This window comes from Nonomuraea sp. NPDC004580 (assembly GCF_040609855.1).
GTDB lineage: Bacteria > Actinomycetota > Actinomycetes > Streptosporangiales > Streptosporangiaceae > Nonomuraea > Nonomuraea salmonea.
Window position 1 is genome coordinate 165,794 of sequence record NZ_JBEXLH010000003.1, and the last position, 15,531, is coordinate 181,324.

The 15,531-nt window shown below is 71.7% G+C and carries 11 protein-coding genes; 7 read left to right on the forward strand and 4 right to left on the reverse strand.

The window, feature by feature from the left end:
- The first annotated feature begins 117 nt into the window (after positions 1-117).
- Positions 118-435, forward strand: a complete 318-nt coding sequence (locus tag ABZW11_RS06015) for a hypothetical protein (protein ID WP_355413133.1) — start codon at positions 118-120, stop codon at positions 433-435.
- A 168-nt stretch (positions 436-603) separates the two neighbouring features.
- On the opposite strand, the gene ABZW11_RS06020 is transcribed toward ABZW11_RS06015, so the two are convergent.
- The gene (locus tag ABZW11_RS06020) at positions 604-1,167 is read right to left on the reverse strand and encodes a thioredoxin family protein (RefSeq protein WP_355413135.1); all 564 of its coding nucleotides are present in this window, start codon (positions 1,165-1,167) and stop codon (positions 604-606) included.
- Here ABZW11_RS06020 and ABZW11_RS06025 point away from each other — a divergent pair.
- On the forward strand, positions 1,166-1,573 hold the full coding sequence (locus ABZW11_RS06025) for a VOC family protein (protein WP_355413137.1): 408 nt from the start codon (positions 1,166-1,168) through the stop codon (positions 1,571-1,573). The genes ABZW11_RS06020 and ABZW11_RS06025 overlap by 2 nt on opposite strands.
- A gap of 152 nt (positions 1,574-1,725) precedes the next feature.
- Positions 1,726-1,860: a hypothetical protein gene (locus ABZW11_RS06030; RefSeq protein WP_355413139.1), complete on the forward strand. Its 135-nt coding sequence runs from the start codon at positions 1,726-1,728 to the stop codon at positions 1,858-1,860.
- A gap of 31 nt (positions 1,861-1,891) precedes the next feature.
- Here the strand turns inward: ABZW11_RS06030 and ABZW11_RS06035 are convergent, their stop codons facing one another.
- Entirely contained in the window at positions 1,892-4,942 is a 3,051-nt protein-coding gene (locus ABZW11_RS06035) for a glycoside hydrolase family 3 N-terminal domain-containing protein (protein WP_355413141.1), read from the reverse strand.
- A 132-nt stretch (positions 4,943-5,074) separates the two neighbouring features.
- Complete coding sequence (locus tag ABZW11_RS06040) at positions 5,075-7,576, reverse strand: DNA topoisomerase IV subunit A (RefSeq protein ID WP_355413143.1); 2,502 nt, start codon at positions 7,574-7,576, stop codon at positions 5,075-5,077.
- 399 nt (positions 7,577-7,975) lie between these two features.
- Here ABZW11_RS06040 and ABZW11_RS06045 point away from each other — a divergent pair, with 399 nt between their 5' ends.
- Positions 7,976-8,800, forward strand: coding sequence for a TauD/TfdA family dioxygenase (locus tag ABZW11_RS06045; RefSeq protein WP_355413145.1), 825 nt, complete (start codon positions 7,976-7,978; stop codon positions 8,798-8,800).
- A gap of 60 nt (positions 8,801-8,860) precedes the next feature.
- The gene (locus ABZW11_RS06050) at positions 8,861-10,975 is read left to right on the forward strand and encodes a RecQ family ATP-dependent DNA helicase (protein WP_355413147.1); all 2,115 of its coding nucleotides are present in this window, start codon (positions 8,861-8,863) and stop codon (positions 10,973-10,975) included.
- Between the two features lie 44 nt (positions 10,976-11,019).
- Here ABZW11_RS06050 and ABZW11_RS06055 read toward each other — a convergent pair whose 3' ends face one another.
- Positions 11,020-11,913 carry a sugar kinase gene (locus ABZW11_RS06055; protein WP_355413149.1) on the reverse strand — a complete coding sequence of 298 codons (894 nt, stop codon included), beginning with the start codon at positions 11,911-11,913 and terminating at the stop codon, positions 11,020-11,022.
- A 182-nt stretch (positions 11,914-12,095) separates the two neighbouring features.
- Between ABZW11_RS06055 and ABZW11_RS06060 the strand changes: the two genes are divergently transcribed.
- Positions 12,096-14,741, forward strand: a complete 2,646-nt coding sequence (locus ABZW11_RS06060) for a GNAT family N-acetyltransferase (protein WP_355413151.1) — start codon at positions 12,096-12,098, stop codon at positions 14,739-14,741.
- A 145-nt stretch (positions 14,742-14,886) separates the two neighbouring features.
- Positions 14,887-15,477, forward strand: coding sequence for a DUF5998 family protein (locus ABZW11_RS06065; RefSeq protein WP_355413153.1), 591 nt, complete (start codon positions 14,887-14,889; stop codon positions 15,475-15,477).
- Positions 15,478-15,531: the final 54 nt, after the last annotated feature.

A 15,531-nucleotide genomic window follows, 5' to 3' on the forward strand; every position in this document is an offset into this window, starting at 1 on the left:
CGCAGAAGTCATGTTCGCGGGGGTCCGACTGGCCGTAGTTGGCAAACGTCCCACGAGAGAGCCTCACCTTGAGTGATGATGTCGTAGCCGTACGCACATGATCGAAGAAGGTTTGTCGTGAGTAGGTCAGAATCGCTCGCCGAGTACCTCCGTGCTCAAGCCCGGCGTCGCCTCGACCGCGTGGAGTCCAGGGACGAGGGGCGAAACGCCAGGTGCGCGCTCGCGCTGCTCGACGCCGCCGCCTACGCGGCCGCCCTGCCGGACGACGATCCCCTCATCCTCATGCTCGACCAGGCCGGCTGCTTCGGCCCGCTGGGGTGCGAGGAGTTCGATCCGGGGGAGGCGGGCACCGCGCTGATCCGCCACTGGCAGGGCGGTGAGCCCCACGACCTGCTCCTGGCCCTCCCCGCCGCGATCGCCGCCGCCACCTCCTGACCGGGACGGGCACACCGGGATCGGGCTTGTGCCTTGGTCCGGGTCCTGAGCAGGCCGCTGTCCAGGAGCGGATCCGGCAGCCCGCTCGGGCCCGCAGGCTGCTCGGGTCCGCAGGCTGCTCGGGTCCGGCAGGCCGCATGGGGTGAGGGCCCGCCGTCCCGCGTGCGATCAGGCGGGCTCGTTGCCCGGCCGCCACTTGATGCCGCAGCCGATCGACGGCCGCTGGTCCTGCGGCACCGGCTCGCCCGCCAGCACCGCGTCGATGGCCGCGCGCAGCGACACGCCGGTCACCGGCATGTGGTTCCCCGGCCGCGCCCCGTCGAACTCGCCCCGGTACGCCAGCCGGAGCCGCCCGTCGTACAGGAAGAAGTCGGGAGTGCAGGCCGCGCGGAAAGCCTTGGCCACCTCCTGGGTGTCGTCCAGCAGGTACGGGAACGTGAACCCCGCCCGCGCCGCCTGCTCCGCGAGGTGTGTGGGGTCGTCGTCGGGGTAGGTCACGCTGTCGTTGCTGCAGATGGCGACGATCGACAACCTCGCGCCGTAGTCCTTGGCCAGGGCGGCGAGGCCGTCCTCGATCCGCCGTACGTACGGGCAGTGGTTCGACAGGAAGATCACGAGGGTGGCGGGCGACCCCTCGAGGTCACCCAGTGACACGCTGCCGCCGTCGATGGCGGTCAGGTCGAAGGCTGGTGCGGGAGTGCCGAGCGGAACCATGAACGAGTTGGCAGCCATGACACCCATTGTCGTCACGGAGAGGCTGGACAGGATGGGCGGCATAGCCGTTTTCCGAACCATCGTCATCGATTGCCGGGATCCCAAGGGACTGGCGGAGTTCTACTCGCAGCTGCTGGGCTGGCCGATCACCTCGGTCGAGGACGACTGGGTGGTGGTCACGAACGGCGGCTCGCCCGAGCGGCTGGCCTTCCAACTCGCCCCCGACCACCAGCCGCCCGACTGGCCGAGCGCCGAGCGCCCGCAGCAGATGCACATCGACGTGACGGTGTCCGACATGGACGAGGCCGAGCGCCAGGTGCTCAAGCTCGGCGCCCGCAAGCACGAGCACCAGCCGAGCGACAACGACTCCTTCCGCGTCTTCCTCGACCCGGCCGGACACCCGTTCTGCCTCTGCCACGACTGACCACACCGCCCAGCCGCCGCGACCGACCACGCGGCATCGAAGCCCGGGCCGGGCGAAGGGGACTGCTCCCGGCCCGGATGAGGGGCTGACCTCGCACCCCGCGAGGTCAGCCCCGAGTCCAGTCAGGACGCCGTGAAGGAGAAGAAGGGGCAGTGAGCGAGGCCGAGGAGATGGCCCGCGACCTCGTGGTGACCATGCCGGACGTCTCCGCACTCAACGCCGACTTCGACGTGGTCGTGGCCGATGACGACCTGTCCACGGAGCCGGGAGGCGTCGCGTCTCGATGAGCTTCGGGCCCCCGGCCGGGGGCCCGAAGGGTCAGCGGGTGGCCTGGGTCAGCAGGTCTACTGCCTTGCGGGCGTTGCCGGACGCCAGTTCGTGGTCGGCCAGTGCCTGGAGGTCCGGGCGTTCTCCGGACTTCTGGGCCAGGTCGCGGGCTACCGAGGCCACGGCGTCGGCCACCTCGTACGGCTCGTTCTTCGAGCGGTCGAGCAGGGTGGCGGTGGCCGCCAGTCCGTCCAGCACCCTTCGCTGGTCGCGGACCGAGCCGTCGGCGTTCCAGTTCCGGCCGGACAGGGTGGCCGAGAGCGTCAGCGCGGCCGCCCTGGACGCGACGTCTCCGCGCGCGAGCCGGTCGCGGGCGTCCTTGAGCCGGTCGCGGGCCCGGTCGGTACGCAGCCCCCACCCGTAGGGGAACAGCGGATCGTACGACGCGTCACCCACGTTGATCGGCAGTTGCGCGACGCTCCTGAACCAGGTGAACGGCAGCCGCCCCGTGTACGGGACCGCGCCGAACAGCGGGTCGGCGACCCCGTCGCCCTCGGTGCCGGGCAGCCACGACGCGACGACCGCCTCGACGCCCGACAGGTCGCCGAGCAGCAGCGGCCGGCCCGACACGACGAGGACGACGCACTTCATGGCCCCGCACACCTTGTCCACGGCGGCCCGGTCGGCGGCCGACAGGTCGAGCGTGCGGCCGGCGCGGCCGACGTCGCCCTGCCCCTCGGCGTACGGCGTCTCGCCCACGACGACCACGCCCACGTCGTGCCCGGCGAGGTCCGCGGAGGCGTCGCGGGAGTAGGTGACGGACGCGGCCCGCGAGCGGACGGCCTCAAGGATGGTCGTGCCGGGCGTGATGGGCCCTGAGGAGCCCTGCCAGGTGATGGTCCAGCCGCCGCTCTGGTTGCCGATGTCGTCGGCGTTGGAGCCGGCCACGTACACCTTGGCGTCGCGGCGCAGCGGCAGCAGCCCGCCGTCGTTCTTCAGCAGCACCTGCGACTTGGCGGCGGCCTTGCGGGCCACCGCGCGGTGCGCGGGCGAGCCGACGTCGCGCAGGTGGGAGCGGTCGGCGTAGGGGCGTTCGAACAGGCCGAGCCGGAACTTCTGGGTGAGGATCCTGGCGGCGGCGTCGTCGATCCGCGACATGGGCACCCGCCCTGCCTCGACCTCGGCCTTCAGCGTGCCGGTGAACTCGGGATAGGCGTACGGCACCATGATCATGTCGAGCCCGGCGTTGACCGAGGTGCGCACGTCGGACGGATAGTCCCCGGGGATCTGGTCGATGGCCTGCCAGTCGCTGACCACGAACCCCTTGAACCCGAGCTCGCCCTTGAGCGTCCCGTTGATCAGCTCGTCGTGGGCGTGCATCTTCAGCGGCCCGTCACCGAAGTCCACGCTGGAGAACGACGGCATCACGGTGGCGACGCCGCGTTTCACCGCCTCCTTGAACGGCGCCAGGTGGATCGCGGCCAGTTCCTTACGGGTGGTCGTGGTGACGCCCTGGTCGATGGTGTAGTCGCCGGTCGTGGACGAGCCGAAGGCGGTGCCGCCGTCGCCGACGTAGTGCTTGGCGGTGGCCAGCACGCCGTGGTCCTGCAGCCCGTCCACGACGGTGGCCATGCGGGTGACCAGCGCGGGGTCCTCGCCGAACGACTCGTACGCGCGGCCCCACCGGTCGTCGCGGGAGACGCACAGGCAGGGGGCGAAGTTCCAGGGGATGCCGGTGGCCTTGACCTCCTTGGCGGTGATCGCGGCGGCCTGCTCGACCAGGCGCGGGTCGCGGGCGGCGCCGAGTCCGGCGTTGTGCGGGAAGATCGTGGCGCCGACCACGTTGTTGTGGCCGTGCACGGCGTCCACGCCGTAGATGAGCGGCACCTGCAGGCGCGTCTGCCGGGTCTGCAGCTGGAAGGCGTCGATCATGTCGGCCCACGCCTGCGGGGTGTTCTGCGGGGGCGTCGAGCCGCCGCCGGACAGCAGGGAGCCGAGCCGGTACGCGGCGATGTCGCTCTGCTTGGCGAGGGCCCCGCGCTCGGCCTGCGTCATCTGGCCGACCTTCTCCTCCAGTGTCATCCTGGCGAGCAGGTCGGCGACGCGCTGCTTGACCGGCTTGCGGGCGTCGAGGTAGGGCAGGCCGTGGGCGTTGACGACGACGACGGGCGGCTCTGCGGGCGGGCGGGCGCCCTCGCCTGACAGCTCGATCGGGATGGTCTCGGCCACCTCGTTCTGGTGGTCGCGCAGCGTCCTGACGGTGATCGTCTTGGCCAAGCCCGACGCGGTGCCGGCCGGGAACCTCAGCGTGCCCTGGACGGGGGTGTAGTCGGCGCCGGGGGTGGCGGTGCCCGTACCGGTGCGGTAGTCCACGGCGAGGTCGGCGGGCAGGGGTGCGCCGTCGGCGGTGGTGACGGTGACGCGCAGCTCGGCGCTGCCCTTCTCGTCCACCGGCAGGACGGGCCGGTCGGCGCTCAGCCGGACCGGGCGCGGGGGAGCGGTGCCGTAGAGGCGCACCTCGTCCCAGGTGAACGTGCCCGTCCCGATGGGCAGGCGCATCGCGTAGCCCCAGATCTCCAGGAGGTCCAGCTCGCCGTCGGTGGGGGCGCCGCCCGGCTGGTAGTCGGTACGCCGGGTGAAGTCGGCGAACGGCATCCGCACCTCGCGCCAGCCGGCGACGTCGTCGGTGAAGGAGGACTCGAACAGCTCGGCGGTGCCGGGACCGCCGCCGCCGTCCTTGAGCTCGAAGAAGACCCGCTGTCCCGAGCCGGTGCCCTTGACGTGGAAGGAGAAGCCCTCGTACGCCGACCAGTCCGCCGTGGCGGGCAGATCGTGGGACCAGCCGCCCCACTGGCTGATGGTGAAGGCGGAGGTGAGCACCCGGTTCGTCGCGGGCGCGCCGGGACGCTCGGCGTCCGGCTCGACGGTCAGGGCCGGGGTCGAGGCGGTGTCGTTGCCCCAGGCGTACACGCCGGCGGGCACGCCGTCCGACTCGAAGTCGGTGACGGTCAGCGGCTCGGCGGCCTGGGCGGGAGCAGGGGCGACGACGAGCGAGGCGGCGAGGACGAGGGCCGCCCATAACGGGGGTTTGAGTCGGGACACGTTTCCTCCAGATCCGGACGATGAGAGCGCTCTCTCAGAGGATCGGTGGCGGGACGTGTTTCATAACAGGAGCGCGGTGACCGAAGTGAGACAGACGTGGGGGGCGCGGGAGCGCCCCCCAACGTTCGCCCGCTACTCGTCCTCGGCGGGCGCCTGGCCTCCGCTGCCATCCGGCAGGGCGTCGGGCGTGGAGGCGAGCGCGCCGCCGATGGCGCCGATCGTGTTGGTCAGGCGTACGCCGGAGCCGTCGCGGCGGCCCAGCTCCTCGGGCAGCGGCACCGGCTTGCCCACCGCCGAGACCGCCTTGGCCGGCGCCGGGCCCGCCCAGGCCAGCAGCAGCTCGTCCTCGCCCTTCAGGAAGCGCTGGGCGCGTACGCCGCCGGTGGCCCGGCCCTTGGCGGGGAACTCGGCGTAGTCGGAGACCTTGCCGCCGCCCACCTGGGTGCCGGGCAGCGCCGTGGAGGAGCCCGCGATGGTGACCACCCGGGCGGGAACCTGGGGATCGACCACGCCGAACCAGATCACCCTGGCGCCGTCGTCGAGCCTGATGCCGGCCATGCCGCCCGCGGGCCGGCCCTGAGGGCGTACGAGGGAGGCGGGGTAGCGCAGCAACTGGGCGTCGGAGGAGATGAACACCAGGTCGTGGGACTCCGACACCAGCTCGACCGCGCCCACCACGCGGTCGCCGTCCTTCAGTGTGATCACTTCGAAGTCGTCGCGGTTGGCGGGATAGTCGGGAACAACCCGTTTCACCACGCCTTGTGCGGTGCCGAGCGCCAGGCCCGGGCCCTCGGGATCGAGCGAGCCGAGGCCGACCACCTTCTCGTCGGGCTCCAGCGAGACGTATTCGGACACCGGGTGCCCGCCCGACAGCGATGGCGGGTTGGCCGTGGACGGCAGCGTGGGCAGGTCGACGACCTGGACCCGGATCAGCCGGCCCAGCGAGGTGACGACGCCGACCTCGCCGCGTACGGACGTGCGTACGACGCTGACCAGCACGTCGTGGGCCGCCCGCTCGCCCTCGCCGGGCAGCGGCGAGGCGTCGGAGGTGCGGGCCAGCAGGCCGGTCGAGGACAGCAGCGCGAGACACGGGTCGTCGGCCACCTGCAGCTCCACCACGGGGGTGCGGGTGACGCCCGGCGACTCCAGCAGGACCGTGCGGCGCGGCGTGCCGTATTTCTTGGCGACGTCGGCCAGCTCGCCCGAGACCACCTGGCGCAGCTTGGTGTCGGAGGAGAGGATCTCGGTCAGCTTGGCGATCTCGTCGGTCAGCGTCTCCTTCTCCCGGTCGAGCTCCAGCTTGTCGTAGCGGGTCAGGCGGCGCAGCGGCGTGTCGAGGATGTAGGCGGCCTGGATGTCGGTCAGGTCGAAGACCTCCATCAGGCGGGTGCGCGCCTGGGCGGAGTCGTCGCTGGACCGGATGACCTGGATGACCTCGTCGATGTTGAGCAGCGCGATGATGAGGCCGTCGACCAGGTGCAGGCGCTCCTCGCGCTTGCGGCGGCGGAACTCCGAGCGGCGGCGCACGACCTCGAGCCGGTGGTCGACGTAGACCTGCAGCAGCTCGCGCAGCCCGAGAGTGCGGGGCTCGTCGTCGACCAGCGCGACGTTGTTGATGCCGAACGTCTCCTCCATCGGCGTGAGCCGGTAGAGCTCCTCGAGGACCGCCTCGGGGATGAAGCCGTTCTTGATCTCGATGACCAGCCGCAGGCCCTTGTGGCGGTCGGTGAGGTCTTTGAGGTCGGCGATGCCCTGCAGCTTCTTGCTCGTCACGAGCTCTTTGATCTTGGCGACCACGCGCTCGGGACCCACGTTGTACGGCAGCTCGGTGACGACGATGCCCTTGCGCCGCGGCGTGATCTGCTCGATCGTGCACTTGGCCCGCATGCGGAACGTGCCGCGCCCGGTCTCGTAGGCGTCGCGCACGCCCTGCAGCCCGATGATCTGCCCGCCCGTCGGCAGGTCGGGCCCCGGCACGAACCTCATCAGCTCGTCGAGCGTCGCGTCGGGCTTCTTGATGAGGTGGCGGGCGGCGGCCACGACCTCGACGAGGTTGTGCGGCGCCATGTTGGTGGCCATGCCGACCGCGATGCCGCTCGTGCCGTTGACCAGCAGGTTGGGGAAGGCCGACGGCATGACGACCGGCTCGGTCTCCTGGCCGTCGTAGTTGGGCTTGAAGTCGACGGTGTCCTCGTCGATCGACTCGACCATGAGCATCGCCGCCGGGGCCAGCCTGGCCTCGGTGTAACGCATGGCGGCGGGCAGGTCGTCGGGGGAGCCGAAGTTGCCGTGGCCGTCGACGAGCGGCAGGCGCATGGAGAACGGCTGCGCCAGGCGGACGAGGGCGTCGTAGATCGCGCCGTCGCCGTGGGGGTGCAGCTTGCCCATGACGTCGCCGACGACGCGGGAGGACTTGACGTGGCCGCGGTCGGGCCGCAGGCCCATCTCGCTCATCGAGTAGAGGATGCGCCGCTGGACCGGCTTGAGCCCGTCGCGTGCGTCGGGCAGCGCGCGCTGGTAGATCACCGAGTAGGCGTACTCGAGATAGCTCCTGCGCATTTCGGAGGAGACGTCGATGTCGACGATCCGCTCCTCGAAGTCCTCGGGCGGGGGTGCTGTCGTGCGTCGGGCCATCGTATGCTGCGCGGCTGCCTCGGCCGTCGCGCCGAGGGGAAGCGCATCCTCCTTCTGTTCTTGTGCTCTAACGGTAGCCGTCAGCCCGCTGGAGAAGCGTCAGATCGGCGTGCGAGACGGCGATGCGACCCCTCTCCCGAGCCGGCGCGGCCACGCGACCGGAAGGGTGGGGGCGTCTTCGCCTATGGCAGATGATCGCATGAGCCAGGTCTTCTGTGGCGTATCCATGGTGTCGCTCACGCTTCCGGTGCCCTGGGAGGGATCCTGCCGAGGTTCAGATCCTACTCGATCCGCACGAGTTATCGCTGACTTGTTCGAGCGACACGAGTGACTTGACCAAGCAATTGCTTGGGTCGTACGTTCGATCGGAGGGATCCGCATCTGTCTCCGGAGGGCGTCATGATCGAGTTCCATCCCGTGACCAAGCACATCGGCGCCGAGGTCACCGGGGTCGATCTGCGCAAGCCCCTGTCACAGGAAGAGGTCGCGACCCTGCGGGCGGGCTGGCTCAAGCACCTCGTGCTGTTCTTCCGCGACCAGCCCATCGAGGACGAGCAGCACCTGCAGTTCGCCCTGAACTTCGGCACGCTCAACCACCCCGCGTTCAAGAAGGACGCCACCAGCCCCATCCACGTCCTCGACCAGACCTCGCCCAAGGGGGAGGGCGGCGACGAGTGGCACAGCGACAACACCTTCGAGCCGACGCCGCCCATGGGCTCGCTGCTGCGCTGCGTGCAGCTGCCCAGCGTGGGCGGCGACACGTGCTGGGCGAACACGTACCTGGCCTACGAGACGCTCTCGCCCTCCATCCAGCGGTTGTGCGACGAGCTGACCGCCGTGCACGACATCACGATGTCCATGAAGAAGGCCATCGCCAAGGGGCACCCGTTCGACCTGGCCGAGATCCAGGCCACGTGGCCGCCCGTGGAGCGCCCGGTCGTCCGCGTGCACGCCGAGACCGGCCGCAAGGCGCTGTTCGTCAACCGCGCGTCCACCACCCGCCTGGTGGGATTGACCGACAGGGAGAACGAGGCGCTGCTGCCGCTCCTCATCGACCACATCCGCTCGCCCGAGTTCCAGGTCAGGCTGCGCTGGCGGCCCGGCACGCTGGCCTTCTGGGACAACCGGCCCACCCAGCACTACGCCGTCGCCGACTACACCGAGCGCCGCCGCATGCACCGCGTCACCGTCAACGCCTTCCCCGAGCACGCCGACCAGGCCTGAGAGGCGTTTCCGTCGCGGCAGCGGCGAATTTCGTCGCCCGGAGCTGGTAACAAGGGAGGCATGATTGATGCCCCCGATGCCGCGATGCTGCGGGAAGAGGCCGAAGAGCGGCTGCAGGCGCTGGCCGGCGAGCACGCCAGGCTCCGCGACGACCAGTGGTCCGCCATCGAGGCCCTGGTGCTCGACCGCCGCAGGGTGCTCGTCGTGCAGCGCACCGGCTGGGGCAAGTCGGCCGTCTACTTCGTGGCCACCGCGCTGCTGCGGGAGATGGGCGAGGGCCCCACGGTCATCGTCTCGCCGCTGCTCGCCCTCATGCGCAACCAGATCGCCGCCGCCGAGCGCGCGGGCATCAGAGCCGTCACGATCAACTCCGCCAACCCCGAGGCGTGGGAGGAGATCTACGGCCAGGTCGCCGAGGGCACGGTCGACGTGCTGCTGGTCAGCCCCGAGCGGCTCAACAACCCCGACTTCCGCGACAACGTCCTGCCCGAGCTGGCCGAGAGCGCAGGGCTGGTCGTGGTCGACGAGGCCCACTGCATCTCCGACTGGGGCCACGACTTCCGGCCCGACTACCGCCGGCTGTCCACGCTGTTCGCGCAACTGCCGCCCGGCGTCCCCGTGCTGGCCACCACCGCCACGGCCAACGCCCGCGTCACCCGCGACGTCGCCGAGCAGCTGAGCCTGCCGCCCGAGCTGCGTCCCGAGGGCGACGACACGCTCGTCCTGCGCGGCCCGCTCGAACGCGACAGCCTCCACCTCGGCGTCGTCCGCCTGCCCACCGCCGAGCAGCGCCTCGCCTGGCTCGCCCAGACGTTGCGCGAGCTGCCCGGCTCCGGCATCGTCTACACCCTCACCGTGGCCGCCGCCCACGAGATCGCCGGCTACCTGCGTGAGCAGGGCCTCGAAGTGGCCGCCTACTCCGGGCAGACCGAGCCGGCCGAGCGGCTGGCCGCCGAGGAGGCGCTGCTCGGCAACAAGATCAAGGCGCTGATCGCCACGAGCGCGCTCGGCATGGGCTTCGACAAGCCCGACCTGGGCTTCGTGATCCACGTCGGGGCGCCGCAGTCGCCGGTCGCCTACTACCAGCAGGTCGGCAGGGCGGGGCGCGGGGTCGAGCGGGCCGAGGTCATCCTGCTGCCCGGCGTCGAAGACCGCGACATCTGGGCCTACTTCGCCTCGCTGGCCTTCCCGCCCGAGCCCGTCGTGCGCACCACGCTCCAGACGCTGGAGGAGCGCGGCGTCATGTCCACCCCGGCGCTGGAGACCGCCGTCGACCTGAGCCGCGGCCGGCTGGAGATGATGCTCAAGGTGCTCGACGTCGAAGGCGCCGTACGCCGGGTCAAGGGCGGCTGGGAGGCCACCGGCGAGCCCTGGGCATACGACACCGAGCGCTACGCCCGCATCGCCGCCGAGCGCCGCGCCGAGCAGGAGGCCATGCTGGCCTACCTCACCACCACCGAGTGCCGCGAGCAGTTCCTGCGCCGCCACCTCGACGACGACACCGCCACGCCCTGCGGCCGCTGCGACAACTGCACCGGCAGGCACCGCTCGCCCGAGATCGCCGCGCAGGCCGTCGAGACCGCCCGAGAGCGCCTGAGCAGGCCGGGCGTCGAGATCGACGCCCGCAGGCAGTGGCCCACCGGCCTGGCCGACCTGTCCGGGCGCATCAAGCCCGAGCTGGGCGCCGAGCCGGGCAGGGCGCTCGGGCGGCTGACCGACATCGGCTGGGGCAACCGGCTGCGCGAGCTGTTCGCCGGCGACGACGGGCCGATGCCCGACGACATGTTCGCCGCCGTGATCAAGGTGCTGTCGGCGTGGGAGTGGCGGGAGCGGCCCGTCGCGGTGGTCAACGTGCCGTCGGCGAGCCGGCCCAAGCTGGTCCGCGGGTTCGCCGAGCGGCTGGCGCAGGTGGGGCGGCTGCAGTATCTGGGGGAGCTGGGCTACCGCGCGGGCTCACCGGGCAAGCAGTTCAACAGCGCCAAGCGGGTGCAGGCCATCAGGGGCACCCTCGCGATGCCCAAGGATCTCAGTGCCGCGATCGCGCAGTGCGGCGGGCCGGTGCTGCTGGTCGACGACCGCGTCGACACCGGCTGGACGATGACGCTGGCGGCGGCGCAGGTGCGCCACGCGGGCGCGCCGGCCGTGCTGCCGCTGGCGCTCGCGGTGACCAGCTGAATGGCCGGCTGAGCGACCGGCTGAGTGGCCGGCTGGAGGAAGGTCTAGAACGGCGGGCGGGCGCCGAGGTGCATGATCGCCTTCGACGCCAGCCGGCAGCCGGAGGTCAGCGCCTCGGCCGGGGGCTTGCCCTCCAGCCACGGCGGCAGGAACCCGGCACAGAACGCGTCACCGGCCCCCGTGCCATCGACGATCTTGTCGACCGGCTCGGCGGCCACCCGCACGGGGTCGGGGCGCCCGTTGCTGAACCACAGCGCGCCCTCGGCGCCCATCTTGATGACGACCTGCGGGAACCACGCCGTGAGCACCTTGGCCGCGGCCTCGGGGTCGTCGCGGCCGGTCAGCACCTTGGCCTGGTCGATGTTGGCGAACAGCAGCTTCGCGCCGTTGGTCCACTCGAGGAACGGCTCGGCGCCCGTACGCTCAAGGGGCGCCGACGACGCGCAGTCGACGGAGATCGACATGCCGGTGTGCCCGGCCATGTCGAGCGCCGCGAGCCCGGCGTCGCGCGAGCCCTCGTTGATCAGCGTGTAACCCGACAGATGCAGGTGGGAGCCCTGGACGAACAGGTCGCGCGGGAGGTCCTCCGGTGACAGCGCGGCGTTGGCGCCGGGGTCGGAGAGCATCGTGCGCTCACCCTTGTGCGTGACCAGCACCACGCACGTGCCGGTGGGCCGCTCGGGGTCCATGACGAGCCGGGCGTCGACGCCGTAGCCCATCAGCTCCATGTCGCGGTTACGCCCCGTGATGTCGGCGCCCCTGCGGCCGATGAAGGCCACCTCGTTGCGCTCGACGGCCAGCCAGGACGAGATGTTCGCACCCGAGCCGCCGCCGTGCATCGTCACGATCGCCGGGGTGTCGCTCGCCCTGGCGAGCGCATAACGGGCGCGCGCCACCGCGTCGGTCATGAGATCGCCCACCACGACGACCCGCGTCATGATGTCACCACCTTGCTGCCTTCAGATCGAGCCTGGCCACGGCAAAACGCCACGGCAAAACTAACAGCTTCCGAGCTGCTCGTGGGGCGTACCCCCGACACCGGGCAGGAGTCGATGCACAAGCGTTGCCCAACAGGGCCCCAGCGTCTTGGCATGTGGGATGCGGGTTTACGCTCATTTCTGTGGAGGCACAATATCCGGCCCATTGGGAGGCCGATGTCGTCCTTGCCGACGGCGGCACCGCGCACGTGCGCCCCATCAGGCCCGCCGACGCCGACCGTCTCCGTTCGTTCTACTCCCGGCTGTCCGACGAGTCGATCTATTTTCGGTTCTTCGGGCCGCGCCCCCGGCTGTCCGACCGCGAGGTCGAACGCTTCACCAACGTCGACTACGTCAACCGCGTCGCGCTGATCGCCACCATCGGCACCGAGATGGTGGCCGTGATCCGCTACGACCGCACCGGCCCGGGCGAGGCCGAGGTCGCCTTCCTCGTCGAGGACGCCCACCAGGGCAGGGGCGTGGCCTCCGTGCTGCTCGAACACCTCGCGGCCACCGCGCGCGAGCGCGGCATCGAACGCTTCATCGCCGACGTGCTGCCCGCCAACATGCGCATGACCGGGCTGCTGCGCCAGGCCGGCTACACCGCGCAGAGCCAGTTCGAGGACGGCGTCGTCCGCATGACGCTCGACCTCACCCCCACCGACACCTCCGCCGAGGTCACCGCGGCCCGCGAGCACCGCGCCGAGTCCCGCTCGATCGCCCGGCTGCTCACCCCCGGATCCGTGGCGGTGATCGGCGCCTCGCGCGAGCCGGGCGGCGTCGGCCAGACCGTGCTGCGCAACCTGCTGGCCGCCGACTTCACCGGCCCCGTCTACCCCGTGCACCGCGAGGTCCGGGCGGTGGCGGGCGTGCGCGCCCACCCGAGCGTCACCGCCATCGACGGCGAGGTCGACCTCGCCGTGGTCGCCGTGCCCGCCGAAGGCGTCATCGACGTGGTCAAGGAGTGCGCGGAGAAGGGCGTGCACGGCCTGGTCGTGGTGTCGTCGGGGTTCGGCGAGACCGGCGCCGAGGGCCGGGCCAGGCAGGACGAGCTGGCCCGCATCGCCCGCTCCTACGGCCTGCGCGTCGTCGGCCCCAACTGCCTCGGCATCGCCAACACCGACCCCGCCGTCAAGCTCAACGCCACCCTCGCCGCCACCGTGCCGGGCCGCGGCAACGTGGGCTTCTTCAGCCAGTCGGGCGCGCTCGGCACCGCGCTGCTCCAGCGAGTCGCCCAGCGCGGCATGGGCATCTCGACGTTCGTCTCGGCCGGCAACCGCGCCGACGTCTCGGGCAACGACCTCCTGCAGTATTGGGAGGAGGACGACTCCACCGAGGTCATCCTGCTCTACCTCGAGTCGCTCGGTAACCCGCGCAAGTTCACCCGGCTGGCCAGGCGCATCTCCCGCCGCAAGCCCGTCGTGGTGGTCAAGAGCGGCGGCACCCCGTCCGGCCACTCCGCCGCCGAGCTGGGGCTGCCCGACTCCGCGATCAGCTCGCTGTTCGAGCAGGCGGGGCTCATCAGGGTCGACGACCTCATCCAGCTCTTCGACGTGGGCCAGCTACTGGCTTACCAGCCGCTGCCCGGCGGGCCGCGCACCGCGCTCGTCACCAACTCCGACGCGCTCGGCCTGCTCGCCGCCGACGCCTGCCTGGCGGCCGGCCTCGAACCCCGCAAGCCGGTCAACCTCGGCCCCGCCGCCGGGCCCGCCGAGTACGGCGCCGCGCTCGCGGGCGAGCTGGCCTCACCCGAGGTGGACGCCGCCGTCGTCATCTACATGCCGCCGATCCCGGGCGAGACCGACGAGGTGGCCGCCGAGCTGCTGCGCGCCTCCCAGGACTCCGGCAAGCCGGTGCTCGCCACGTTCATGGGGCATCTCGGCATGCATCCGGCGCTGCGCGTCCCCGGTGACGGGCCCGCGCGCGGGTCCATCCCGTCGTACGCCGCCCCCGAGGAGGCCGTACGCGCACTCGCCCACGTCGTCCGCTACGCCCGCTGGCGCGCCCAGCCGGTGCAGCCGCCGCCCGAGCTGAGCGGCATCGACACCCACCGGGCCCAGACGCTGGCCCGCGAGACGCTGGCGGGCACCGCGCCCGACATCCCGCCCGGCGGGTTCGCCCAGCAGGGGCCGCCCGTCGAGGTCGACGCGGCCGAGCTGCTGTCCTGCTACGGGCTGACCGTCTGGCCCGCCGAGACCGTCCGCTCGCCGGACGAGGCCGTGGCCGCCGCCGAGCGGCTGGGCTGGCCGGTGGTGGTCAAGGTGGCCGATCCCGCGGCCTCGCGGCGGGCCGGCACCGTACGCCTCGGGCTGACCGGCCCCGACATGGTCCGCCACGCCTACGCCGAGCTGCTGGGCGAGCACGCGGAGCTGGCCGTGCAGCGGATGGCGCCGCAGCCCGCGGTGCCGACCGTCATCGGGGTGGTCGAGGATCCCGCGTTCGGGCCTGTGGTGTCGTTCGGGCTGGGCGAGGTGACCGCGCGGCTCCTGCTCGACCAGAGCTTCCGCCTCGCGCCGCTCACCCCGGAGGACGCCTCCGACCTGATCAGGTCCGTACGCGCCGCGCCCCTGCTCTTCGGCCAGTACGGCTACCCGCCGGTCGCGGTCGACGCCTTGGAGGACCTGCTCGTCCGCGTCGGCCGTCTCGCGCACGATCTGCCCGAGGTGGCCAGGCTCGACCTCGACCAGGTGCTCGTGGGGGAGTCGGCGGTGATGATCCTCGGGGCCCGCGCCACCCTGCGCACCCCGGCGGGCCCGCGGCTCGACGGGGGCCCGCGACGGCTGTCCTGACCGGCCCGCCCGGCTCCGCGCGGGCCCTCGGTCAGCCCTGAGCGAAGGGAGGGGACCGAGTGCCCCCTGATGACCCGGCATAAGACGTTATAGAGCGTTATATCCGGCGGGTGAGTGTACTGCCCGTCCCTGGCAGGATGGAGCCATGAGGGAAACCCGAGTCTCAGCCGCGGGCCTGCGCGAAGCGATCGAGCGCAGCGGCTACTACCCCGACCTCGTCACCGATGCGGTCGAATCCGCGCTGGGCAAGGAGGCCGTGACCGCGTTCGTGGTCCACCACGAGGCGACCTTCGATCCCGCGATGGAGGTGCGCCGCCACGTCACCGTGCTGGTGCTGACGGGCACGCGGCTGCTGGTCTGCCACACCGACGAGCACCCCGCGGTGGAGGGGGTCTCGGCGTCCCATGCCTCCACCACCACCGAGGCGGTGCGGCTGAGCCGCGTCCAGTCGGTCGCCGTCACCCGCGTCGTGCCCGACCCCGCCTCCTACGTGCCCGGCATCCCTCCCACGGAGGTGACGCTCACCATCGGCTGGGGCGCCATCTCCCACGTCGACCTCGAGCCGGCCACGTGCGGCGACGAAAACTGCGAGGCCGACCACGGCTACACCGGCGCCATCACCGCCGACGACCTGTCGCTGCGGGTCAGCGAGGCCGCCGACGGCCCCGAGGCGGTCACCCACGTCCTCGCCTTCGCCAAGGCCCTCTCCGAAGCCACCGCCCGCGCCACCGCCTGACCCCTTACCTGGCAACCCGGCCGAGCCGGCGCTTGTCACCGTGTCCATGCGTTC

Excerpts from the sequence above, each read along its gene's own strand:
- ABZW11_RS06025 (WP_355413137.1), top strand. The coding sequence starts at position 1,166 with ATGACACCCATTGTCGTCACGGAGAGGCTGGACAGGATGGGCGGCATA.
- ABZW11_RS06020 (WP_355413135.1), bottom strand. The coding sequence starts at position 1,167 with ATGGCTGCCAACTCGTTCATGGTTCCGCTCGGCACTCCCGCACCAGCC.
- ABZW11_RS06040 (WP_355413143.1), bottom strand. The coding sequence starts at position 7,576 with ATGGCCCGACGCACGACAGCACCCCCGCCCGAGGACTTCGAGGAGCGG.
- ABZW11_RS06045 (WP_355413145.1), top strand. The coding sequence starts at position 7,976 with ATGATCGAGTTCCATCCCGTGACCAAGCACATCGGCGCCGAGGTCACC.
- ABZW11_RS06050 (WP_355413147.1), top strand. The coding sequence starts at position 8,861 with ATGATTGATGCCCCCGATGCCGCGATGCTGCGGGAAGAGGCCGAAGAG.
- ABZW11_RS06055 (WP_355413149.1), bottom strand. The coding sequence starts at position 11,913 with ATGACGCGGGTCGTCGTGGTGGGCGATCTCATGACCGACGCGGTGGCG.
- ABZW11_RS06065 (WP_355413153.1), top strand. The coding sequence starts at position 14,887 with ATGAGGGAAACCCGAGTCTCAGCCGCGGGCCTGCGCGAAGCGATCGAG.